The following is a 21,440-nucleotide window of genomic DNA, read 5'->3' as shown; positions in this document are numbered from 1 at the left end:
AATCCCACTGTACGGCTGGCGACCCCTCCCCGGGTGCTGCCAGCATTGTGTGCGACCCTTGAATCGATGACTTCGCAGCGTTCCAGCCTCCGCCCCCGGACCGCCTCCCGCCGTCCGGCAGCGCATGCTCCTGCCCTTTTCTGGCTGGGGGCGCTGTTGTGCGCGGGCGCTTTTGCGCTGAACTACTACGCCTTCGTCCGGACCACCACCGGGCAGTTCGCTGATGAATCGGCCTGGGCCGAGGCGGAGTCCGGCTGGCGGTTGGGCCGGGGCGTGTTCCTGGACTTCCTGGACCTGCTGCCGGACGTCTCCGTAGCCGTGGCGGCCGCCGTGCTGCTGGTAGTGGCATTAGTACGACGGCGGTGGGCCCCCGCTGCGATCGGCGTCGGCGTGGTCGCGGCGTCGGCAGCCACCACCTGGATCCTGAAGAACTTCATCCTCGACCGGCCCGACCGCGGTGTGCCGACGCTGGAACACAATTCGTTGCCGTCCGGGCACACGACCATCGCCGCAGCCGCGGCACTGGCCATCTTCCTGGTGGTATCGCCCCGCTGGCGCCCGTTCGCCGCGGCGGCGGGTGGTTTGTATGCCGTGCTGGCCGGCGCGGCCACCTTGATCAATGGCTGGCACCGGCCATCTGACGTGGTCGCTGCCTTCCTGGTGGCCGGTTTCTGGGCCTTGGCTGCCGGCCCCTTCGTGCTGCGGCGCGGCAACGACTGGAACGTCTGGTCGGGCTACGGAAGTTTCTGGGCGGCGTCCGTCTGGTGGCCGCGGCTGTGCTGGCTGCTGGCCGTGCTGGGAATCGGCTTGGCCGCCGGTCTGTACCTGCTCGCGCAACAACTCGGTGCAGCCGCTGTCCCGGGTGAGGGCAGGATCCCCTTCTTCTTCTGGGCCGGCATGGGCATGATCGCCGGCACCGGAATGCTGCTGAGCGCCCTGCTGACGTGGCTGTTCGGCTTCCAGTCCCGTAGGCACTAGAAGCACACGAAGGATTAGACAAACGGCCTGCGCTTCGCTCGCGCCAGAGGGTCCATCCGCTGAATAGGCTGTACGGATGGACGCCCTTCTCGACGATGAACAAGGCCGATGGCTGCTTCCCCGGCTAACCGCTGGATCGTCCACCATGCACGTGGCTGTGCCGCGTGGCTACCCGGCCTACGCTCGGATCTTCCACCCGGCCGAGCGCGACCGGCCGGTGCTGCAGGGAGGTCAGCAAGGGCAGGTTGGAACCAGCGAATTACATGTCACCTCAGAGGAGGTGTCGTGGGCCACGGTGGCCGAGGCGTTCGGGACCATCATGCATCCGCTGGCGCAGTTCCACCGTCTCATCGGTTCCCCGGAGGATGACGGAAATGGGGTTCACGACGCAGCCGGCTGGCGGTATTTCGAGCCGATCACGGGCAATCTGGACGCTGGAGTGCTCGCCGCTGTCGCCCGTCACCTCGATGACCACACCACCACCCCCACCGAGGGAGTCGCGGCCGTCTGGGAAGGCTGGGGCGGACTGACCAGTTCCGCCGGATATGCGGTGCTCGCTGCCTCCGACGGGCCGATACCGGTCGGCTCCGGATACTTCGTACCCGATGGTGGCCCCGGATCAGGGATCCTGCCCAAGGACGTGGTCAACGGCCCGGTTCTGGCACTGCCTGACCGTTCGTACTACCTGTTCAGCGCCGGGGCACGGTTCTTCGCCGGAAGCGGGTGGCCCAATGGCGCCGCGTGGCACGATGGTTCGGCCATTCCGCAGTCACCCAGCATTGTGTGGCCGGACGATCACAGCTGGGTGCTGGTCACGGAGATCGACTGGGACTCCACCATCGTTGCCGGAAGTTGGGAGCTCATCGGGGCCTTGGTATCCGATCCAACAATCGAAGCCCTGCCGATTCGCGAAGGCGCCAACCTGCGGTGGGACTCTGACAACGAAAACCGGCCGCCGAATTCCTCGGCGTAGCTGCCGGTCACGCGGTTGGGCTGCCACGCCTGCGTGCTGAGGCCCGGACGTTACGTCCGGGAACTTCCGCGGGCCGCGTCCGTGGTATCCAGTAGCCCAGGGCGACCGCACCCAGGATGGCGAGCCCCGCCGTCGTCCATATCCCAACGGAGAGCGACACGAGCGCGGTGACGGCGCTGAGCAGCGCGGGGCCGCCCATGACGCCGGTGTCCGTGACCAGTCGCCAGAGGCCCAGGAACTGCGGGCGTCCCGACGCCGGAGCGTGGTCGGCACCGAGCGTCATCACGATCCCGGAGCCCATCCCGTTGCCCACACCCATCAGCAGCGCCGCGAGCAGCAACGCGGTGAAACCGGAGGTGAACGGCACCCAGATGAGGCCCGCAGCCATGATGGCCATGCAGGGCACCGCCGTCCAGATCCGGCCTTTCACGTCCATCAGCTTGCCCGCCGGGTAGAACAACAGCATTTCGACGGCGCCGGACATGCCGTAGATCAACGACGCCGCCGAGGCATCCAGGCCCAGGTTCTCGGCCCAGAGCGGCAGCACCGCCTGCCGCGAGGCGCGGACGGCCCCGACCAGCATCACCCCGATGCCTATGGTGGCGAAGGTCCGCCAGTGGCGCGTGAAGATGCTGCGGATGGTCACCGGCGGTGCGCCCGGCGCCGCCGTCGTTGCCGGTTCGAAGTCGGGTACGGTCAGCGATAGTGCCGCAGCCAGCACCATGGTCACCGCGCCCAGCCAAAACGCCGCGGGTATGCCGCCCAGCGCAATGGCCGCGGCGGCCAGGAACGGGCCGGCGAAGATGCCAATCCGGTGGGTCCCGCCGAGGGTGGACATGGCGCGGGCGCGCAGGTGGTGCGGCACGGCAGCGGTCAGGTAGGACTGCCGGGCCAGGTTGAACACGGATCCTGCCATCCCCACCATGAAGATGGCCGCGGCGAAGACCGGCAAACTGGTGGCGGTCGCCCCGAGCACCATGGCCGCCATCGCCCAGACGGCTGCCGCGACCAGGGCACTCCGTTCGCCGAACCGTGCCGTGAGGGACGATGCCGGCAGGTTGGTCAGCAGCGAGGCGAGCCCGACGACGGTGGTCATCAGGGCGGCCACCGCGAAGCTGGCGCCGAGGTCGTGGGCCCGCAGCGCGATCACCGGGGAGATGGCGCCCATGCCGACGCCGTACAGCACCGACGGGCCGAAGGCCGGGAGCGCTATCTGGCGGAGGCTGAATTCGCCTGCGCCGCTCACCTGTTGGCTTTGAGCCGCTGCAGCAGGGAGCGGGACTGCACCGGGCCGTAGGGCAGGATCGGGATGGCCTTGGTGGCGTCCGCGGGGGTGTCACGGCTGGCCTGTTCCCCCATCCGGACGGCCAGGGCCATGGTCTCGCACATGTTCTTCACGAAGGCGTCGCTGACGGTCTGGCCGTGGCCGGGCACCAGCACGTCATACTCGTGGCGCAGGCCCGAGATCCGCCGCAGCGTCTCGACCCAGTCGCGGGGATAGGAGTCCTCGAAAGCGGGAGGCGCGCCTTGTTCCACCAGGTCGCCGGCGAACAGTGTGCTGGGCGAGCCGACCAGCAGGTCGCCGTCGGTGTGGCCCAAACCCAGATGGAAGAGCTTGACGCTGACCCCGCCCAGATCAACGGTGGTCTCCGTATCCACCAGCTTGGTGGGGATCCTGATCGCGGTGTACGCGCCCTCGGCGGCCGCCATTTCCGGTTCCGTTTCCGCTACGGCTGCCCGTTGCAGCGCACCGTTTTCGGCGATGTCGTGCGCGCAACTGCGGTGGGCATAAAAATCGTGCACACCCTGGGCGGCGAAGTAGTCGTTGCCGAAGACGTGGTCGTAGTGGAAGTGGGTATTGACGACGGCGAGCGGCAGCTTGGTCAGCCGGCGTACCGCGGCGTAGATCCGCCGGGCCTGGCGCGGGCCAGCACCGGTGTCCACCACCAGGGCCTTGTTCTTGCCGATGACCAGCCCGGTGTTGAGCAGGTACTCCGGGGTTCGGATCACATAGTTCCCGGGCGCAACCTGAACGGTCTCCGCCGGTTCGCCGGTCGTGTCCTCTGATCGGGCGGCATCGCTCATCCGGCCGTCACCCTCCATCGCCTCGCACGCCGGCCGCGCAGATGGCGCGGCCTTTCCCTGCTACGGTACCGCGCCGGCCGCTTCGGCCGACGGTGGCACACAAGGAGATGGGGGCGCGGCTACCGGCCGCGGCCCACGCGCAACGAACCCAATTATCAGTACTCGTGGGCGTGGCGGACTTCCTCGCGGATTTCGCCGAACGGCACGGAGTCGTCGACGTACGCCTGCACATGCTTGGATCCCATGCCGCGGATCGAGATGCCGTGTTGCCCGTCGGCAACCGATTCGAGGAACACCGGCCGGAGTGCCTCGGCATGGTGTGCAGCCAACCCGGAGAGATACTTTTGGTACGCCTCTGGCAGAGTGATCATGCCTAAGCGTAGCGCCAGGCGGATTGGGTCAGCTAGGGAAATTTTCGGGGCTTTCCCGCAGGCCGGTCAGGCTCCTGACCGGCCTGCGGGACGGGTGCTACAGGTCTGCCAGTACGCTGCCGGGGTTTTCGATGGCGTCCGCGACGTAGCGCAGGAAGCCTCCGGCCGTGCCGCCGTCGCACACCCGGTGGTCGAAGGCCAGCACCAGTTCGGTGACCTTCCGGACGGCCAGCTCGCCGTTGACCACCCAGGGCTTGTCGATGATCCGGCCGACGCCGAGGATCGCCACCTCGGGGTAGTTGATGATGGCGGCGCTGCCGTCCACACCGAAGACGCCATAGTTGTTCAGCGTGAAGGTACCGCTGGTCAGCTCGGCGGGCGTGGCCTTGCCGTCACGCGCGACGGCGGTGAGCCGCCTGATCTCGGTGTCCAGTTGGCGGGCGCTGAGCTTGTGGGCATTCCGGACGCTCGGCACCATCAACCCGCGGTCGGTCTGGGCGGCGAAGCCCAGATTGACGCCGTCGAAGCCAACGATCTCCTCGCCTTCCAACCGGGTGTTCAGCTCCGGATACTTGGCTAACCCGGCCAGCACGAACCTGGCGATGAAGGCCAGCAGGCCCGGGGTGTTCTCCGGGTCCCGCCGCTTGAGGTCGGCGCGCATCTGCAGCAGCGCGGTGGCATCCACGTCCACCCAGACGGTGGCCTCGGGGATTTCCGTGCGGCTGCGCGACATCGCCTGCGCCACAGTCTTGCGGACGCCTTTCATCGGCGTGCGGGCAGAGATGCCGAGGCCGGTGCGGGCGTCGGTGCCGAAGGCCGCGCCGTCAGTGGTCGACGGAGGCGCGCCAGCGCCGAGTAGAGACCGGTCGACCACCGGGGCGCCGGCGAGCGCGGCCTCGACGTCCTTGCGCAGGATCATCCCGTCGGCGCCGGTGCCGGAGATGTCAGTCAGGCGAAGGCCACCGTCGCGGGCCAGTTTGCGGACCAGCGGCGAGATGACCAGCGGGGCAGTGCCGATGTCGGTGGTCTCCACGCGGGTCTCCACGCGCTCGCTGGCGCTCGCTTGGTCGACCACCGGGGCGCTCGCTTGGTCGACCACCGGAGCGCTGTCGGTGGTCGATGGAGGCGCGCCAGCGCCGAGTAGAGACCGGTCGACCACCGGGGCGCTGTCGGTGGTCGATGGAGGCGCGCCAGCGCCGAGTAGAGACCCGTCGGCCACCGGGGCGGTCGCCACGGCAACGCGGCCGGTCTTGGGCTTGCGGGTGCGCTTGGAGCCGGCCGATCCGCCGGGGGTCCCATAGCCGATCAGCACGTTGCCGGAGCCGGACTCCGCCGATTCCTGGTGGGCCGGTTCCTGAAGGGCGGGCTCCTTGATGCCGGCTCGTTCCTCGTTGCGGTAGGCCTCGCCGTCGGGGTGGGCAGGAGTCTCCCCCGCCTGCGGTGCGGAGCCAGCGGAACCCGGCGCACCGTCGTCGTGCACGTAGCCCGGCGCATCCACGGAGATGAGGGGCTTGCCCACATCCATGGTGTCCCCGGCGGCGCCGTGCAGCACGGCGACGGTCCCGGCGTAGGGGCTGGGCACTTCCACCATGGACTTGGCGGTCTCCACTTCGGCCACCGGCTGGTCCACGCGGATCTCGTCGCCCACCTTGACCAGCCAGTTGACCAGCTCGGCCTCGGTCAGGCCTTCGCCGAGGTCCGGCAGCTTGAATACTTGTCGGGTCATGGCTATGCGTCCTCCCACTGCAGTTCGTCCACGGCATCCAGGATGCGGTCCACGCTGGGCAGGTAGAAGTGCTCCAGCTTCGGCGCCGGGTAGGGAATATCGAAACCGGTCACACGCAGGACCGGGGCGGCGAGCGAGTGGAAACAGCGTTCCTGCACCCGCGCCACGATTTCCGAGGCAACCGAGGCGAAGCCGGGGGCTTCGGCGACAACGACGGCGCGGCCGGTCTTGCGCACCGACGCCATCACGGTTTCGTCGTCGAACGGGACGATGGAGCGGATGTCGATCACCTCCAGCGAGCGGCCTTCCTCGGCGGCGGCTGCCGCTGCCTTCATCACGGTGGGCACGGACGGTCCGTAGGTGATCAGCGTGGCGTCGGTTCCCTCCCGGGCGATGACGGCGCGGCCGATGCTGGAGTCGGCGGGCGCGGCCGTCGGCTCGGGCCCGTCGGTCCGATCCAGCGCCGGGGTCCCCCAGCGCGACTGCAGGGCCTCAAGGTCCAGTTGCTCCTTGGAGAAGTAGAGCTTCTTCGGCTCCAGGAACACCACCGGGTCCGGGAAGCGGATCGCTTCGCGGAGCATGGTGTAGGCGTCCTCCACGGTGGCCGGCGCCACCACGGTCAGCCCGGGGGTGTGCGCGTAGTAGGACTCGGAGGAGTCGCAGTGGTGCTCCACTCCGCCGATTCCGCCGGCGTACGGAATGCGGATGACCATCGGCAGCTTGACCTTGCCGCGGGTCCGGTTCGGCATTTTGGCCACATGCGAGACCACCTGCTCGAACGCGGGGTAGGCGAAGGCGTCGAACTGCATCTCCACCACCGGGCGCAGTCCGTTCATCGCCATGCCGATGGCCATGCCCATGATGCCGGATTCGGCCAGCGGGGTGTCGAAGCAGCGTTCCTCGCCGAATCGTTGAGTCAGCCCGTCGGTAATGCGGAAAACCCCGCCCAGCGGGCCCACATCTTCGCCGAAGACGACGACGGAGCGGTCGGCTTCCATTTCATCGGCCAGTGCCGTGTTCAGCGCCTTGGCGAACGTCATTGTTGTGCTCATGGTGTGTCCTTCGGTGGGCGGCGGTCAGGCCGACTCGCGCGAGAGTTCGTCGCGCAGCATGGCGGCCTGCTCGCGCAGCTGGCTGGTCTTTTCGGTGAAGACGAACCGGAACAGGTCCTCCGGGTCCACTTCGGTCTCGGCATTGAGGCCGTCGCGCATCTGGGCGGCCACGGTTTCGGCCAAGCCGGCGATCTCCTCTTCCAGTTCCTCGGTCAGGACGTTCAGCTCCTTCAGGTAGGCCCGCAGGCGCACCAGCGGGTCCTTGGGCGCCCACTCGGCCACTTCGTCGTCGGTGCGGTAGCGGGTCGCGTCGTCGGCGTTGGTATGCGACTGCATCCGGTACGTGTGCGCCTCCACCAGGGCCGGGCCGCCGCCCTGCCGCGCGCGGTCCACCGCCTTGCCCAGCACGGCCAGCAGCGCGGCGGTATCGTTGCCGTCCACGCGCTCGCCCGGCATGCCGTAACCGATGGCCTTGTGCGCCAGCGACGGCGCCACGGTCTGCTTGTTCAGCGGAACGGAGATGGCGTACTGGTTGTTCTGCACGAAGAACACCACCGGCAGGTGGAACACTGCGGCGAAGTTCAGCGCCTCGTGGAAGTCGCCTTCGCTGGTGGCCCCGTCACCGCAGAGAGCGACGACGACGGTGTCCTCGCCTTTGAGTTTGGCCGCATGGGCCACGCCTACGGCGTGCAGCAGCTGGGTGGCCAGCGGCGTGGCCTGGATGGAGACCTTGTGCTCGTACGGGTCGTAGCCGCTGTGCCAGTCCCCCTGCAGCAGGGTCAGGGTCTGCACCGGGTCAACGCCTTTGGCGATCACGGCCACGGTGTCGCGGTAGGTCGGAAACAGCCAGTCATCCGCGCCGATGCAGAGCGCCGAGGCCACCTGGCAGGCTTCCTGCCCGTGTGAGGACGGGTAGACAGCCAGCCGGCCTTGGCGGACCAGGGCATTGGCCTGGTCGTTGACGCGGCGGCCCACTACCAGCTCGCGGTAGGCCTTCAGCAGGGCCTCGCCGTCGGGCAGCGGGTACTTGTCGTTGTGCACATGCAGGCCGTCCGGATCCACCAGCTGCACGGGTTGTCCGGAGGGCAGCATGTAGGCCTCTGCGGTGACCGGATCGTCCATGCCGGCGCGGCGGGACGGATCGGCCATCGATCCCTCGATCGGGTTACCGGTTGAGATTGTCATGGTGTCTCCCTCGAATCCTTGGTCGGCCGGGGTGGTGTTGCCGCCCTGCCGGGCCGCCCGGCCATGCTGCGGGCTTCTCTGCCTGAAGAAACTGTGTAGCTTTAGTATGGGATTGGGCTACTTTTCGTATCCACTTCTGCGGAAAAGCGTGGATAATCTGCCTAATTGGCCGTAGCCTTGGAGACAAATTGTAAGTGTGAGCTGGATAACCCCACGAGGTGTAGACGTATGGCAGAGAGCGCCGCGGTGAAAGTCCCGCAGTTGGACGAGATTGACCGCCGGATCCTGGCGGAGCTGACCCGGGACGGCAGGCTGTCCGTGACCGCGGTGGCGGAGAATGTGCACATTTCCCGCGCCCACGCCTACTCGCGGATCTCGCGCCTGACCGAGGGCGGCGTGCTGACCAAATTCACCGCCCTGGTGGACCCGATCAAGGCCGGCCTGAAGGCCTCCGCCTACGTGACCCTGAAGCTGCGGCAGCACTCCTGGCGCGAATTGCGCGAGGCCCTGCGGGCCATCCCCGAGGTACACCACATTGCCTTGGTCGGCGGGAACTTCGACGTCATCCTGCTGGTCCGCGCGGTGGACAACGTGGACCTGCGCCGGGTCATCTTCGACCAGATCCAATCGATGCCTGGCATCCTGGACACCCAGACGTTCCTGGTCTTCGAGGACCTGGACACCCGCTGAGCCGGCCGGAGGCCGGTCAGCCGTTCCCTAGCCGTCGGCTGCCGTCCTGCTGTCAGCCGTCGCCCTCGCTTCTGCGCGCCTCGACGTCGTCCATATTGCCGGTCTCGACCTCGCCGGCACGTTCGTAGACCAGGCCCACCGCACCCTTCTCGAAGGTGCGGGCCGGGCCGACGAGGCGGAATGCCGCCGGTATAGTGCCGGAGCCAAAGAGCCGCTTCCCGCTGCCTACCGTGAGCGGATACAACCAGAGGTTGAGGCGGTCAACCACGTCCTCGGTGAACAACGACTGCAGCAGGTCGCCGCTGCCGAATAAGTGCACCTCATCATGCCGTTCGCGCAGGTGCGCGGCCGCCATCGCATTGGGCAATACCGTGGTGCCCGCCCACGACGGCTCGGTGAGCTTGGTGGACACGACGTACTTCGGCGCCGTGTTGAACTTCGCGGCGATCGGAGAGTCGTCGCCCGCATTCGGCCAGTAGGCCGCAAAGATGTCGTACGTCTTCCGCCCGAGCAGCAGCGCATCGATACGGTCAATGACGGTGACCATCGCCGCCCCGGATTCATCGTCGAAGAACGGCGTTTGCCAGCCGCCATAGCCGAAGCCGTTCTCCGGGTCCTCTTCGGTCCCGCCCGGTGCCTGGTACACACCGTCGAGGGTGAGGAACATGTTGGCCACGATGATGCCCATCGGTCATCCCTCCTCCGGCGCTGGGCGGCTGCCCGACGCGCCGTTTCCATCCTGCTCGCGCCGCCGCACGGTTGTCCAGCCCCCGGCACGTCGCGGCGGCCCTGGCAACGGGCCTCCATGGCGGCTCCCATGCGGCGCCGCGAATTTGCCCCCACCGAAGCGCGCTGCCGCCGTGTTGAATCTAGGTTGGCCCGATGCCGAAGCGGCCCGGCTGCACCAGGTTCCGCGGAGCCTTGCCGACGGCGACGGCTGCCAATTGCTCCTTGAGAAGCTGGACGATCCGCGGTTCGAACGCCGTGGAGTCGCCGCCCAGGTGCGGGGTGATCAGCGCGTTGGCGGCCCGCCACAACGGGTGGTCCGGTAGCAGCGGCTCGGGATCGGTGACATCCAGTGCGCAGCTCAGCCGCCCCGAGACAACTTCAGCGGTCAAGGCGTCCGTGTCGACTACCGGCCCGCGCGCAACGTTGACCACCAGCGCACCGTCCGGGAGGGCTGCCAGTACCGCGGCATCGATCAATCCGCGGGTGGCTTCCGTCAGCGGTGTGATGACGACCACCACCTCGTGGGAAGCGGCAAGCTCCTGTAACTCCTCGGTGCCGTGGACGTGGCCCTCGCTGTCGTCGCGGGCGTGGGTCCCGACCCGGGTCAGCTGAACTTCGAACGGTTCCAGGCGGCGCGCGATTTCCCGGCCGATGCCGCCCACGCCCACCAGCAGGACCTTCCGGTCTGCCAAGGACAGCCGGCGCTCATGGCGCCACCGTCCCTCCAGTTGGTCCCGGGCGGCCACGTCGATTCCGCGCAACGAGGCGAGCATCAGGCCGACGGCGAGTTCGGCGGTGGAGGCGGCATGCACGCCGGCGGCGCTGGCGATCGCGACATCCGGACCGACCGCGGCGGCGATGCCGTCGACGCCGGTGGTCTGGGTCTGCACCAGCTTCAGGTTTTTCAGCTTGGCCAAGCTGGGCAGCATGCCCGCCACATCCGGGTACGGCAGCACGACGGCGTCGATTTCGTCCAGCCGGGCACCGTCGGGCTCGCCGTCGAAATCCCACGTGACGGCCCGTATTCCGGCAGGAAGCGGTCCCAACGCCGACAGCAAATCCCGGTTCGGGATGGCAACAGTCCAGTGAGCCGCCGTTGCGGCGGTCGGTTTGGTGCTCATGGAGCCATCCTGCCAGAGCCTGAGAGGCCAGGCAGTCGTCGGCCTCTCAGCCCTTGAAGACCGGCTTGCGCTTCTCTTGGAAAGCTTTGAAACCTTCGGCGTAGTCGTCGCTCTTGCAGAGCCGGCCCTGAGCAGCGTTCTCCTCTTCGGTGGCCAGCCAGAGGCCCAGCCGCTGGTCGCGGATATTGGCCACCAGCTCCTTGGAAGCACGGAACGCGCCGGTGGCGCCCTGCGCGACCTTGCCGACGATGTTACGGGTGGTCTCCAGCAGTTCGTCCGCCGGCATGGCGCGGCTGAACAGCCCCGCCTTCACCGCTTCTTCGCCGCTCATCAGCTCGGCGGTGTAGATCAGGTCCAGGGTGCGGTGCGCGCCGAGCCGCTCGGTGAACAGCCAGTGCCCGCCCGAGTCCAGAGTTGCCCCCAGATTGGCGAACGGGGAACCGATCTTCGCCGAATCGGCAACGTACACCACGTCCGTGGCGATCAGCAGGCCTAGCCCGACGCCGAGCGCGGCCCCCTGCGCGGCGGCGAAGGTGGGAGCGGGGAATTCCGCCATTTTGCGCAGCACCGGGGTGACGACGCCGGAGAGGTAGCCGTAGGCATCGTCAGTGGCAGGATCCACCTGGGAGATGTCGCGGCCGGCGCAGAACCCGCGACCCTCGCCGCGGAGCAACAGCGCACGCACGCCGGCGGCAGCGGCGTCGTCGTATGCCTTGCCCAGATCCATCACGGCCTGCTCATCCAGGGCGTTCATTTTGCCCGGCGCATTAAGCACCACTTCGGCAACGTTGTCCTCGATGGACAGTTCGATCATGCTCATGCGTGGTTCCTTTCGGGTCCGCTGGCGTGGTCTCCACGCGCTCGCTGGCGCTCGCTTGGTCGACCACCGGTATCGTACGCTCGCTCGGTCGACCACCGGGTGAAATCGTTGCTAGGCGTCGTAGTCGACGGTGATTTCTTCGCTGGTCGGGTGGGTCTGGCAGGTGAGTACGTAACCGCGCTCAATCTCGTCCGGCTCCAGCGCGTAGTTCTCCTCCATGGTGAACGTCCCGGAGACCACCTTGGCGCGGCAGGTGCCGCAGACACCGCCGGCGCAGGCAAACGGAACGTCCGGACGGACCCGCAGCGCCGCGTTGAGGACCGACTCGCGGGCGTGCTTGGGCGAGGCGACCTTACCGGTGAGTCCGTCGAGGGTGAAGGTGATGTCGTAGTTGTCCGCGCTGGGGTCTACCTGCACCGGGCGGCCGATGTTGCCCTGCGGCTTGGTCGGCTCGCCGGTGGAGAACAGCTCGTAGCGGATCTTGTCGGCCGGCACGCCGCGCTCGGCCAAGGTGTCGCGGCACAGCTGCACCAGCTCGTACGGGCCACAGAGGAACCATTCGTCCACGTCGTCGGTGCGCAGCACGTTGTCGAACAGGCTAGTGAGCTTGTCGGCATCGATCCGGCCGGAGAGCAGCGGCGAGATGCGCTGTTCGCGGGAAAGCACATGGTGCAGCGCGAACCGGGTGGGGTACTTGTCCTTCAGATCCGCCAGTTCCTCCACGAACATCACGTCCATGGCGGCTTTATTCGCGTACACCAGGTCGAACGCAACGTTGGTGTTGGCGGCCAGCACGGTCCGCGCAATCGAGATCACCGGGGTGATCCCGGAGCCGGCGGCGAACGCCACGAAGGTGGCCTCCACGTCGGTGTTGATCTGTTCCGGGTGGTTGATTTCCGTCATCTGGTGCTTGGAAATGAACGCGCCGGCGGGGCTCATGACGTCCAGCACGTCTCCGGCCCTGAGGTTGTCGTTGGCCCAATTGGAAAACAGACCGCCGATGTCCCGCTTGATGGCCACGCGGATCTCGCCCGGCTTCGGTTCGGCACAGATGGAGTAGCTGCGGCGGATTTCCTGGTCCTGAAGCGTGGTTCGCAGCGCCACGTACTGCCCGGGCACGTAGTCGAACTGACCCTGCAGTTCCTCCGGCACGGCGAACGTGACCTCCACGGCCTCGTCCGTGAGCTTGCGGACCTCGGCGACGGACAGCGGGTGGAATATGCCGCGGCGCTTGGCCGCCGGGGCCTCCGTGGTGGAAGTAGTCATCTAGAGCACCTTGAAGTAGTCGAAGGGTTCGTGGCAGTCATTGCACTGGTACAGCGCCTTGCAGGACGTGGAGCCGTAGCGGGAGAGCTCGCGGGTGTTCAGCGAATTGCAAAGCGGGCACTTCACGCTCATTCCCACCTTGACCGGTCCGGTACGGAGCGGCGCGGAGCCCGACGGCGGCGCGATGCCGTATTCGTTCAGCTTCGCTTTGCCCTCGGCAGTCATCCAGTCCGTGGTCCAGGCCGGGGCCAGCACCAGCTTCACGCGGACGTCGGCGTAGCCCTGGGTTGCCAGTGCGCTGGCGACGTCTTCGCTGATGGCATCCATCGCGGGGCAGCCGGAATAAGTCGGGGTGATGGTCACCTCGACAGCTGGCCGGCCGCCCTCGTCGGTTTCGTCCAGCACTGACACGGACCGCAGGATTCCGAGGTCCTCGATGGTCAGCACCGGGATCTCTGGATCGCAGACGGTGGCCGCGACGTCCCAGGCGCGGGCGGCCTCGGTTTCAGCGGGCCGCTGCGCGGTGTTAGTGGACATGAATTGCTCCGTTGTTCCGAAAAGGACTGTTCCGAAGGGACCGGCCGCTGTTACCAGCTGGCGCCGGGATGTTCGCGGGCCAGCACCTGCATCTCGGCCAGCAGGTAGCCCAGATGCTCGCTGTGCTTGACCCGGGTCTTGTCCGTCATCGCGGGCTGGACGTCCGGGACCTCCAGAGTGGCCTCCGCGAAGACCGCTGCGATGTAGGCATCGAAGCTTTCACGCAGTTCCGAGGGCCGCACGGCGATGCCGCCCAGACGGTCGAACAGGTCGTCGTCCTCGAACAACTGCTGCACGTACGGCCAGACGGACATGAACCCGGCGGCGATCCGGCGGTGCGACTCTTCGGTGCCGTCGCCCAGGCGCACGGTCCACTGCTCGGCGTGGTCGCGGTGGTAGTCCACTTCCTTCACCGCCTTGGCCGCGATGGCTGCCAAGGTTTCGTCCTGTGAATCGACCAGCCGCGAGTACAGTTCGTGCTGGTAGGCAGCGATGACCAGCTGGCGGGCGATGGTCCTGCCGAAGTCTCCGTTGGGCTGTTCCACCAGGTAGCTGGAGCGGAACTCGCTCTCGCCGCGCCAGTAGGCCAGATCGTCTTCAGACTTGCCCCAGGCGGAGCCGGCGTAGGTCAGGAAGGACCGGGCGTGGCCGATCTGGTCCAGGGCGATGTTGCCCAGTGCGACATCCTCTTCCAGCTCCGGCGCGCGGGAGATCCACCAGCCCAGGCGCTGGGCCAGGATCAGGGCGTCATCGCCCAGGCGCAGGGCGTATTCGGCGATGTCCTCGCTGGCCTTGCTGCCGTCGGTCACCTGCTGGGCAATGTCTTCCGGCCGCAGGGCATTGCCCGGGGTGATCCGGGTAGCGCTTTCGCCGCTCACAGGTGCTTCACCCCTTCGCTCTTGGTGTAGTACGTAGCGTGGCGGTAGTCCTTGCCCTTGGGCGACTCGAAGAATTCGCCCTTCGCATCCGGATCACTGGCCACAATGGCCGACGCCGGCACCACCCAGAGCGAAACGCCTTCGTTGCGCCGGGTGTACAGGTCCCGGGCGTTGCGTACGGCCATCTCGGCGTCAGGGGCATGCAGTGAACCTGCGTGCACGTGGGAGAGCCCGCGGGATGAGCGGACGAAAACTTCCCACAGCGGCCAAGGCTGCTTGTCCGACAATGCCGAATTCTCCTCGGGCGCCGGTTTGACGGGCCGGGCCATTGCGGTCTGGTCTCCTGTTGCCACTTAGGCCACCTGTGCTTTCTGTGCCTTCTTGGCCGCGTAGGCCGCTGCTGCTTCGCGCACCCAGGCGCCGTTCTCATGTGCCTCGCGGCGCCGTTCCATCCGCTGCGCGTTGCAGGGGCCGCGGCCGGCGAGGACTTCGTAGAATTCGTCCCAGTTGAGTTCGCCGTGCTCCCACAGGCCGGTTTCCTCGTTGTAGCGGATCTGATCATCCGGCAGCGTCAGGCCCAGGACCTTGACCTGCTCCTGGATCATGCCGACGAACCGCGAGCGCAGCTCGTCGTTGGAGAAGCGCTTGATGTTCCAGGCCATCGACTGCTGCGAGTTCGGCGAATCGGTGTCCGTGGGGCCGAACATCATCAGCGCCGGGGCATAGAAGCGGTTGACCGCGTCCTGGGCCATCTGCTTCTGCGCCGGAGTGCCGTTGGCCAGTTCCAGCAGGATCTCGAAACCTTGCCGCTGGTGGAAGGACTCTTCCTTGCAGATGCGGACCATAGCGCGGCCGTACGGTCCATAGGAGGCGCGGCAGAGCGGCACCTGGTTGGCGATAGCGGCGCCGTCGACCAGCCAGCCGATGGCACCCATGTCCGCCCAGCTGTTCGCCGGGTAGTTGAAGATGGAGGAGTACTTGGCCTTCCCCGACATCAGCTGCTCGTTGAGCACATGGCGCGGGGTGCCCAGCGTCTCGGTCGCGGAGTAGAGGTAGAGCCCGTGGCCGGCCTCGTCCTGGACCTTGGCCATCAGGATGGCCTTGCGCTTCAGGCTGGGGGCGCGCGTGATCCAGTTGGCCTCCGGCTGCATGCCGATGATCTCGGAGTGCGCGTGTTGGGACATCTGCCGGGTCAGTGTCTTGCGGTACTTCTCCGGCATCCAGTCGGCCGGCTCGATCCGGGAATCCTCGGCAATGATCTTGTCAAAGTAGGCCTGTCCGGCCTCGTCCTCAGCGGACGGCACGGCGTGCAACTTCTGGTCGCCGGCGTCGGTCTGCGTTGCCACGATGGTCACCTCACTGTACGTAGTCCGGCCGCGAAATAATTACCGACCGTTCGTTCAGGATATAGGCCACCCCCGAGGGCGTCAAGGCTGGGTGCGATCGAACGCGGCCGGCTGGCAACCCGCCGCGCACTGAGATGCCGGGCTGGCGCAGCACGCGGCGGCGCACGCAGGGGTTGCCGACAACTAGACAGACAGACTAGTTAGTGGGCCTATCTAGTCATGCAGCACAAACAATGGCCGGCCGAGTGGATGCGGGGCGTCCTGGGCCTGTGCGTCCTGAAGTCACTGGAGCCGGGACCGACCTACGGCTACGCCATTGCCTCGGCCCTCGAATCCGCCGGGCTTGGCGCGGTGAAAGGCGGCACCCTGTATCCGCTCCTCACCCGGCTGGAGTCCAACGGCCTGGTGACCACCGAATGGCGGGCGGGCGAAGGCGGGCCGGGCCGCAAGTACTTCCGCCTGACCCCCGAAGGCCTGGCCGAACTGGAACGGCAGCAGTCCCAGTGGCGGCATTTCACCGGCATCGTCCACGCACACCTGAACGCTGAGGAGTACCAGCCATGACCAAAACAAGATCCGAACAGAACTGGCTGGACGAGATGGTCCTGGAACTGCGGCTGCTGAATGTGGACGGCGCCCGGATAGGCGATGCCGCGACCACGGTTCGCGAGCATCTGGCGGACAGCGGCGAAAGCCCGGGGGAAGCCTTCGGGAATCCAACGGAATATGCGCGCAGCTTGGGACTGGAGCAGCCTGAACCGTCCGGCCTGCTGGCCGTTGTTGCGGTTAATCTCGTGGGGGTTTTCGGATTCATGGCCTTGGTCCTTGCCGCAGGGCCCGCCAGCGAAAACCAGCAGGTCGAGGTCAGGGGCTTTCACCTCCTGCTGGCAGGCGCCTTTCTGCTGGCGTTGCCGCTGATCGCGTTCAACCTTCGGGCCGTCGTCCGGCTCAAGGCATGGCAGGGCGGGGCGATCGGCGCGGCTGCTTTTGCCCTGCTCGTAGCAGTGGCGGTGCTGCTCGGCGACACGGTGGTGGCAGATCTCCCCGCGCTGCCGATCGCCGTCGGCGGCGGTGTGCTGACCCTGGCCACCACCCTCCGGGGACAGTTTTCCCGCCACCAGCGTCCCGATCCCGTGGTGGATCCGAGGGCACCAGCGGACGCAGGCGAGGAAGGGGCCGGCCGGAGCGGTGCCTGGATTTCGTTCCTGGGCAATTGGTGCCTGGTGATCGGTGCCGTGATCATGGTTCCGGTCGCCGTCTGGCTCCACCGTCTCTCCGGCTGACGTCCGGCGGCGGCGCTCTTCCACCCTCAGCCGAACCCGGCCGGCAGCCCGGCTGCGCTCTATATATTGGTGCCATGACGCACACCCCTGCCGAAACCGTCCGCGCCTCCTCCATGGCTTCTTCTCCGGCAAGCCGGCCCGAACCGCCGGTGGCCCGCAAGGTTCCCACCGAGCGCTCCCACCACGGTGACACCTTCGTGGACCACTACGAATGGCTGCGGGACAAGGAGAACCCGGACGTCGTAGCCCACCTGCAGGCGGAAAACGCCTACACCGAAGCCGTGACGGCGCACCAGCAGCCGCTGCGCGAGGCGATCTTCCAAGAGATCAAAAACCGCACCCAGGAAACGGACCTGTCCGTGCCGGTGCGCAAGGACGGCTGGTGGTACTACGGCCGCATGGAAGAGGGCAAGCAGTACGGCATCCAGTGCCGGGTCCGGGCCACGGACACCGGCGATCCGGCCGCGGACTGGACTCCCCCGCAAGTTGCGGCCGGCCGGCCGGTACCCGGCGAGCAGATCCTGCTGGACGGCAACGCGGAGGCGGAAGGCAAACCGTTCTTCTCCTTGGGCGGCTCGGCCGTCACCAAGGACGGAAGGCTGTACGCCTACGCCGCGGACTACGCCGGCGACGAGCGCTTCACGCTGCGGATCAAGGACCTGGACACGGGCCGGCTGCTGGACGACGTCGTGGAGAACGTCTTCTACTCACTGGCCTTTGACCCCGACGACAGCCGCGTGTTCTACACAGTGGTGGACGAGTCCTGGCGTCCGTACCAGATCAAGGCGCACACCATCGGCACATCGGTGGACTCCGACGTCGTGATTTATCAGGAAGACGATCCGGCCATGTGGATGGGTTTTGAGCTCTCCGCCGACCGCCGGCACCTGGTGATCGGCATCGGCTGCTCCGAATACTCCGAGACCCGGCTGCTGGACTTCGCCGATCCGGACGCAGGGCTGCAGACCCTGATCCCGCGCAGCGAGCGGGTGCTCTACGACGCGGAACCGTTCCTGCTGGACGGTGCGCAGAAGGTGCTGCTCACGCACAATAAAGACGCCGTGAACTCGATGGTCTCGCTGGCGGACCTGTCTGAATTCCCCCGGCCGCTGGACGCGCAACACTGGGACACCGTTGTGGAGCACGACGACGGGGTGCGGGTCAACGGCGCGGGCGTCACTTCCACTCACGTGGTGCTGTCGATCCGCAAGGACACCATCGAACGAGTGCAGGTGCTGCCATTGGACGGTCTGGGTACCGCAGCCCAGGCAGCTCCGGTAGAACCGGACTTCGACGAGGAACTGTTCACCGCCGGTGTGGGCGGTTCCGACTACGAGGCGCCGATGATTCGACTGGCCTACACCTCGTTCCTGACCCCGCCTCGGATCTACGACTATGAGCTCGCCACAGGCACGCTGCACCTGCGCAAGGAAACGCCGGTGCTCGGCGGCTACGACCCGGCCAACTATGTGGCCGAACGGGAGTGGGCCGCCGCGGCCGACGGCACCAAAATCCCGCTCTCGGTGGTCCGCAAGGCGACGGTGCAGCGCGACGGCAGCAACCCCGCACTGGTCTATGCGTACGGCAGCTATGAGGTCAGCATGGATCCGGCCTTCAGCACCGCGCGGCTGTCGCTGCTGGACCGAGGCGTGGTCTACGTGGTGGCCCATGTGCGCGGCGGCGGCGAGATGGGCCGGCATTGGTACGACGATGGCAAGAAACTGCACAAAAAGAACACCTTCACCGACTTCGTGGACGGCACCGACTGGCTGGCGGCCTCCGGCTGGGCCGACCCGGCGCGGATCGCAGCGATGGGCGGCTCGGCCGGGGGCCTGCTGATGGGCGCCATCGCCAATCTGGCACCGGAGAAGTACGCGGCGATCGTGGCGCAGGTGCCGTTCGTGGACGCCCTGACCTCCATCCTGGATCCGGACCTGCCGCTCTCCGCGCTGGAGTGGGAGGAATGGGGCAACCCGATCACCGACCCGGAGGTCTATGGCTACATGAAGTCCTATTCCCCGTACGAGAACGTGCGGCCGGCGGCCTACCCGAAGATCGCGGCGGTGACCAGCTTCAACGACACGCGGGTGCTCTACGTTGAGCCGGCCAAATGGGTAGCGGCCCTGCGGGAGACCGGAACCGGGTCGGATCCGATCGTGCTCAAGACCGAGATGGACGCCGGCCATGGCGGCGCGTCCGGTCGGTATGCGGCTTGGAAGGACCGTGCCTGGGATTACGCTTTCACCCTCGACGCGATCGACGCCACCGAACTGGCCTAGCGGCGGCGCGGCGGCACCGTCCGCATCCCGCTGGCGCCGGCCGCCGCCAGCGGTTCTCGCTACCGGCGCCCCCGGGCCCACCTTGACTTGGATCACAATTCAGGATTACCTAATGAACATTCGGTATTAAAAGCAAGGGGCCTCCATGACGGACATCGACGTCGACACTTCCCGCGACAATCCGGCGGACAGCAGCGACCTGCAGCCGGGAGAGCGACCCATGCATCCTGCCTTCATCGATGACCAGGCCGCCCAGTGGATGGGTGTGCAAGTCGTGAAGGCGGATTTTGGCGACGTCGTCATCCAGATGCGGCTGCGCGAGGAAATGCTCAATGGCTTCGGCATGGCGCAGGGCGGCATGGTGTTCGCCTTTGCCGACGTGGCCTTCGCGCTGGCGTGCAACGACCCGGACGGTGACGGCAGCACCATCACGGTGGCCTCCGGCGTCGACGTGAATTTCCTCAACCCCGGATTCTCCGGCCGGCTGCTGACAGCCAACGCCCGGCTGGTCAATCAGACCGGCCGCAGCGGCCTGTATGACATCACCGTCACGCAGGAGAACCCGAAAGGCGCTGCTGACGTGCTCCTCGAGTTCCGTGGCCGTTCCCGCACCGTGCCCAATCCTGCCCGCAAGCCCTCCGCACCCTGATCCCGCCGTCCCACAACCACCCGCCGAGCAGCACAGCCCGACCCGCATCGAAGGACCGTCCCATGACCGCCATCATCGGCACCAAAGCCCGCAAGACCACTCCCGCCGCCGAGGACACCCTCGACCCCGAGGAGTTGATGAGCCGGGACGAACTGGAAGCCCTGCAGCTGCAGCGACTGCAGCACACCGTCGCCTACGCCTACGAGCGGGTGGCGATGTACAAGAAGAAGTTCGACGACGCCGGAGTGCGCCCCGAGGACCTCAAGGAATTGGCTGATCTGGCCAAGTTCCCGTACACGGACAAGGAAGACCTGCGCCAGGCCTACCCGTTCGGCATGTTCGCCGTGCCGCAGCAGGAAGTGGCGCGCATCCACGCCTCGTCCGGCACCACCGGCCGCGCCACCGTGGTCGGCTACACCAAGCGCGACCTGGAAAACTGGGAGACCCTCTTCGCCCGCTCACTGCGTGCCTCCGGCGTGAAGAAGGGCTGGAAGGTCCACAACGCCTATGGCTACGGCCTGTTCACCGGCGGACTCGGCGCCCACTACGGCGCGGAGAAGCTCGGCTGCACGGTGATCCCAATGTCGGGCGGCCAGACCGAGAAGCAGATCCAGCTGATCCAGGACTTCGAACCGGACGCCATCCTCTGCACCCCCACGTACCTGCTGACCATCGTGGACGCGATGGAGCGTGCCGGACTCGACCCGGCCAAGACGTCCCTGAAGGTTGCCGTGCTCGGCGCCGAACCGTGGACCGACGAGATGCGCCATGAGCTGGAGAACAAGCTGGACATCGACGCCTGCGACATCTACGGACTCTCCGAGGTCATGGGCCCGGGCGTGGCCGGTGAATGCGTGGACTTCAAGGACGGTTCCACCATCTGGGAGGATCACTTCCGCCCCGAGATCATCGATCCGCTGACCGACGCGGTGCTGGACGACGGCCAGGCAGGCGAACTGGTGTTCACCTCGCTCACCAAGGAAGCGATGCCGGTGATCCGCTACCGCACGCACGACCTCACCCGGCTACTGCCCGGCACCGGCCGCCCGAACATGCGCCGGATCGGCCGGATCACTGGCCGTTCGGACGACATGATCATCCTGCGCGGCGTGAACCTCTTCCCCACCCAGATCGAGGAGATCGCCCTCCGCATCCCCGGCCTGAGCCCGCACTTCCAGCTGGAAATCACCCGGCCGCACCGGATGGACGAGCTGACCGTCAAGATCGAGCGCCGCGAGGACTGCACCGCAGCGATGGCAGTCGAAGCATCCCGCGAGCTGCAACGGCAGATCAAGATCCACGTCGGCTCCAGCTGCAAGATCGTGGTCGTCGACCCCGGCACCTTGGCCCGCTCCAGCGGGAAGCTGCGCCGGGTCTATGACCTGCGCGACAACGGCTGACGGGCCCGAGCACGATCCACGCACGACGGCGGGTGCCCGGCTTGGCCAGGCACCCGCCGGCCGCATTACCGA

General features: G+C 67.1%; 22 protein-coding genes. 8 read left to right on the top strand and 14 right to left on the bottom strand.

Annotated features, from left to right (window positions below; translation table 11 throughout):
* Positions 1 to 66: 66 nt before the first annotated feature.
* Both MNQ99_RS04545 and MNQ99_RS04540 read left to right on the top strand, forming a co-directional pair.
* The gene (locus MNQ99_RS04545; protein WP_241914602.1) at positions 67 to 978 is read left to right on the top strand and encodes a phosphatase PAP2 family protein; all 912 of its coding nucleotides are present in this window, start codon (positions 67 to 69) and stop codon (positions 976 to 978) included.
* A 76-nt stretch (positions 979 to 1,054) separates the two neighbouring features.
* Positions 1,055 to 1,951, top strand: a complete 897-nt coding sequence (locus MNQ99_RS04540; RefSeq protein ID WP_241914601.1) for a hypothetical protein — start codon at positions 1,055 to 1,057, stop codon at positions 1,949 to 1,951.
* Positions 1,952 to 1,958: 7 nt separating this feature from the next.
* Here MNQ99_RS04540 and MNQ99_RS04535 read toward each other — a convergent pair whose 3' ends face one another.
* The 6 genes from MNQ99_RS04535 to pdhA all read right to left on the bottom strand — a co-directional run bounded on the left by MNQ99_RS04535 (position 1,959) and on the right by pdhA (position 8,370).
* A complete protein-coding gene (locus MNQ99_RS04535) occupies positions 1,959 to 3,197 on the bottom strand; it encodes an MFS transporter (protein WP_241914600.1) in 1,239 nt (412 codons plus the stop codon).
* Positions 3,194 to 4,036 (bottom strand): MBL fold metallo-hydrolase, encoded by an 843-nt coding sequence (locus MNQ99_RS04530; RefSeq protein ID WP_241914599.1) that lies wholly within the window; start codon positions 4,034 to 4,036, stop codon positions 3,194 to 3,196. Before MNQ99_RS04530 ends, MNQ99_RS04535 begins: the two co-directional genes overlap by 4 nt.
* Positions 4,037 to 4,191: 155 nt before the next feature.
* On the bottom strand, positions 4,192 to 4,407 hold the full coding sequence (locus MNQ99_RS04525) for a hypothetical protein (RefSeq protein ID WP_241914598.1): 216 nt from the start codon (positions 4,405 to 4,407) through the stop codon (positions 4,192 to 4,194).
* Positions 4,408 to 4,504: 97 nt separating this feature from the next.
* Positions 4,505 to 6,133 (bottom strand): dihydrolipoamide acetyltransferase family protein, encoded by a 1,629-nt coding sequence (locus MNQ99_RS04520; protein ID WP_241914597.1) that lies wholly within the window; start codon positions 6,131 to 6,133, stop codon positions 4,505 to 4,507.
* A 2-nt stretch (positions 6,134 to 6,135) separates the two neighbouring features.
* Entirely contained in the window at positions 6,136 to 7,185 is a 1,050-nt protein-coding gene (locus MNQ99_RS04515) for an alpha-ketoacid dehydrogenase subunit beta (protein ID WP_241914596.1), read from the bottom strand.
* Positions 7,186 to 7,209: 24 nt separating this feature from the next.
* Positions 7,210 to 8,370 (bottom strand): pyruvate dehydrogenase (acetyl-transferring) E1 component subunit alpha, encoded by a 1,161-nt coding sequence (pdhA, locus tag MNQ99_RS04510; protein WP_422387493.1) that lies wholly within the window; start codon positions 8,368 to 8,370, stop codon positions 7,210 to 7,212.
* 228 nt (positions 8,371 to 8,598) lie between these two features.
* Here pdhA and MNQ99_RS04505 point away from each other — a divergent pair, with 228 nt between their 5' ends.
* Positions 8,599 to 9,060, top strand: coding sequence for an Lrp/AsnC family transcriptional regulator (locus MNQ99_RS04505; protein ID WP_127512857.1), 462 nt, complete (start codon positions 8,599 to 8,601; stop codon positions 9,058 to 9,060).
* A gap of 52 nt (positions 9,061 to 9,112) precedes the next feature.
* Here MNQ99_RS04505 and MNQ99_RS04500 read toward each other — a convergent pair whose 3' ends face one another.
* The 8 genes from MNQ99_RS04500 to paaA form a co-directional block, all read right to left on the bottom strand.
* Positions 9,113 to 9,748 (bottom strand): dihydrofolate reductase family protein, encoded by a 636-nt coding sequence (locus tag MNQ99_RS04500; RefSeq protein ID WP_241914595.1) that lies wholly within the window; start codon positions 9,746 to 9,748, stop codon positions 9,113 to 9,115.
* 181 nt (positions 9,749 to 9,929) lie between these two features.
* A complete protein-coding gene (locus tag MNQ99_RS04495; RefSeq protein ID WP_241914594.1) occupies positions 9,930 to 10,910 on the bottom strand; it encodes a 2-hydroxyacid dehydrogenase in 981 nt (326 codons plus the stop codon).
* Between the two features lie 46 nt (positions 10,911 to 10,956).
* The gene (locus MNQ99_RS04490; protein ID WP_241915270.1) at positions 10,957 to 11,724 is read right to left on the bottom strand and encodes an enoyl-CoA hydratase/isomerase family protein; all 768 of its coding nucleotides are present in this window, start codon (positions 11,722 to 11,724) and stop codon (positions 10,957 to 10,959) included.
* A gap of 117 nt (positions 11,725 to 11,841) precedes the next feature.
* Positions 11,842 to 12,996 carry a 1,2-phenylacetyl-CoA epoxidase subunit PaaE gene (paaE, locus tag MNQ99_RS04485; protein WP_127512860.1) on the bottom strand — a complete coding sequence of 385 codons (1,155 nt, stop codon included), beginning with the start codon at positions 12,994 to 12,996 and terminating at the stop codon, positions 11,842 to 11,844.
* The gene (gene paaD, locus MNQ99_RS04480) at positions 12,997 to 13,533 is read right to left on the bottom strand and encodes a 1,2-phenylacetyl-CoA epoxidase subunit PaaD (RefSeq protein ID WP_127512861.1); all 537 of its coding nucleotides are present in this window, start codon (positions 13,531 to 13,533) and stop codon (positions 12,997 to 12,999) included.
* Between the two features lie 50 nt (positions 13,534 to 13,583).
* Positions 13,584 to 14,411: a 1,2-phenylacetyl-CoA epoxidase subunit PaaC gene (gene paaC / locus MNQ99_RS04475; protein WP_127512862.1), complete on the bottom strand. Its 828-nt coding sequence runs from the start codon at positions 14,409 to 14,411 to the stop codon at positions 13,584 to 13,586.
* Positions 14,408 to 14,740, bottom strand: a complete 333-nt coding sequence (paaB, locus tag MNQ99_RS04470) for a 1,2-phenylacetyl-CoA epoxidase subunit PaaB (protein WP_127513018.1) — start codon at positions 14,738 to 14,740, stop codon at positions 14,408 to 14,410. The genes paaC and paaB overlap by 4 nt, the downstream gene beginning before the upstream one ends.
* 24 nt (positions 14,741 to 14,764) lie before the next feature.
* Positions 14,765 to 15,757 carry a 1,2-phenylacetyl-CoA epoxidase subunit PaaA gene (paaA, locus tag MNQ99_RS04465; RefSeq protein WP_127512863.1) on the bottom strand — a complete coding sequence of 331 codons (993 nt, stop codon included), beginning with the start codon at positions 15,755 to 15,757 and terminating at the stop codon, positions 14,765 to 14,767.
* A gap of 219 nt (positions 15,758 to 15,976) precedes the next feature.
* Here paaA and MNQ99_RS04460 point away from each other — a divergent pair, with 219 nt between their 5' ends.
* The 5 genes from MNQ99_RS04460 to paaK all read left to right on the top strand — a co-directional run bounded on the left by MNQ99_RS04460 (position 15,977) and on the right by paaK (position 21,368).
* Positions 15,977 to 16,321: a PadR family transcriptional regulator gene (locus tag MNQ99_RS04460; protein WP_241914593.1), complete on the top strand. Its 345-nt coding sequence runs from the start codon at positions 15,977 to 15,979 to the stop codon at positions 16,319 to 16,321.
* Entirely contained in the window at positions 16,318 to 17,040 is a 723-nt protein-coding gene (locus MNQ99_RS04455) for a hypothetical protein (protein ID WP_241914592.1), read from the top strand. The genes MNQ99_RS04460 and MNQ99_RS04455 overlap by 4 nt, the downstream gene beginning before the upstream one ends.
* Before the next feature lie 74 nt (positions 17,041 to 17,114).
* Positions 17,115 to 19,319, top strand: a complete 2,205-nt coding sequence (locus MNQ99_RS04450) for a S9 family peptidase (protein ID WP_241914591.1) — start codon at positions 17,115 to 17,117, stop codon at positions 19,317 to 19,319.
* A 145-nt stretch (positions 19,320 to 19,464) separates the two neighbouring features.
* Entirely contained in the window at positions 19,465 to 19,968 is a 504-nt protein-coding gene (locus MNQ99_RS04445; protein WP_422387492.1) for a hotdog fold thioesterase, read from the top strand.
* A gap of 62 nt (positions 19,969 to 20,030) precedes the next feature.
* Positions 20,031 to 21,368: a phenylacetate--CoA ligase PaaK gene (paaK, locus tag MNQ99_RS04440; protein ID WP_241914590.1), complete on the top strand. Its 1,338-nt coding sequence runs from the start codon at positions 20,031 to 20,033 to the stop codon at positions 21,366 to 21,368.
* The last annotated feature ends 72 nt before the right edge of the window (positions 21,369 to 21,440 follow it).

Source organism: Arthrobacter sulfonylureivorans, assembly GCF_022637435.1.
Classification (GTDB): domain Bacteria; phylum Actinomycetota; class Actinomycetes; order Actinomycetales; family Micrococcaceae; genus Crystallibacter; species Crystallibacter sulfonylureivorans.
This window is presented reverse-complemented; position numbering and strand designations above follow the sequence as displayed.

Coding starts and splice junctions, on each gene's coding strand:
- MNQ99_RS04520 (WP_241914597.1), bottom strand. CDS start 6,133: ATGACCCGACAAGTATTCAAGCTGCCGGACCTCGGCGAAGGCCTGACC.
- paaK (WP_241914590.1), top strand. CDS start 20,031: ATGACCGCCATCATCGGCACCAAAGCCCGCAAGACCACTCCCGCCGCC.
- MNQ99_RS04515 (WP_241914596.1), bottom strand. CDS start 7,185: ATGAGCACAACAATGACGTTCGCCAAGGCGCTGAACACGGCACTGGCC.
- MNQ99_RS04450 (WP_241914591.1), top strand. CDS start 17,115: ATGACGCACACCCCTGCCGAAACCGTCCGCGCCTCCTCCATGGCTTCT.
- MNQ99_RS04545 (WP_241914602.1), top strand. CDS start 67: ATGACTTCGCAGCGTTCCAGCCTCCGCCCCCGGACCGCCTCCCGCCGT.
- MNQ99_RS04495 (WP_241914594.1), bottom strand. CDS start 10,910: ATGAGCACCAAACCGACCGCCGCAACGGCGGCTCACTGGACTGTTGCC.
- paaD (WP_127512861.1), bottom strand. CDS start 13,533: ATGTCCACTAACACCGCGCAGCGGCCCGCTGAAACCGAGGCCGCCCGC.
- MNQ99_RS04460 (WP_241914593.1), top strand. CDS start 15,977: ATGCAGCACAAACAATGGCCGGCCGAGTGGATGCGGGGCGTCCTGGGC.
- MNQ99_RS04455 (WP_241914592.1), top strand. CDS start 16,318: ATGACCAAAACAAGATCCGAACAGAACTGGCTGGACGAGATGGTCCTG.
- MNQ99_RS04505 (WP_127512857.1), top strand. CDS start 8,599: ATGGCAGAGAGCGCCGCGGTGAAAGTCCCGCAGTTGGACGAGATTGAC.
- paaB (WP_127513018.1), bottom strand. CDS start 14,740: ATGGCCCGGCCCGTCAAACCGGCGCCCGAGGAGAATTCGGCATTGTCG.
- MNQ99_RS04500 (WP_241914595.1), bottom strand. CDS start 9,748: ATGGGCATCATCGTGGCCAACATGTTCCTCACCCTCGACGGTGTGTAC.
- pdhA (WP_422387493.1), bottom strand. CDS start 8,370: ATGACAATCTCAACCGGTAACCCGATCGAGGGATCGATGGCCGATCCG.
- paaE (WP_127512860.1), bottom strand. CDS start 12,996: ATGACTACTTCCACCACGGAGGCCCCGGCGGCCAAGCGCCGCGGCATA.
- MNQ99_RS04525 (WP_241914598.1), bottom strand. CDS start 4,407: ATGATCACTCTGCCAGAGGCGTACCAAAAGTATCTCTCCGGGTTGGCT.
- MNQ99_RS04445 (WP_422387492.1), top strand. CDS start 19,465: ATGACGGACATCGACGTCGACACTTCCCGCGACAATCCGGCGGACAGC.
- MNQ99_RS04540 (WP_241914601.1), top strand. CDS start 1,055: ATGGACGCCCTTCTCGACGATGAACAAGGCCGATGGCTGCTTCCCCGG.
- MNQ99_RS04530 (WP_241914599.1), bottom strand. CDS start 4,036: ATGAGCGATGCCGCCCGATCAGAGGACACGACCGGCGAACCGGCGGAG.
- MNQ99_RS04490 (WP_241915270.1), bottom strand. CDS start 11,724: ATGATCGAACTGTCCATCGAGGACAACGTTGCCGAAGTGGTGCTTAAT.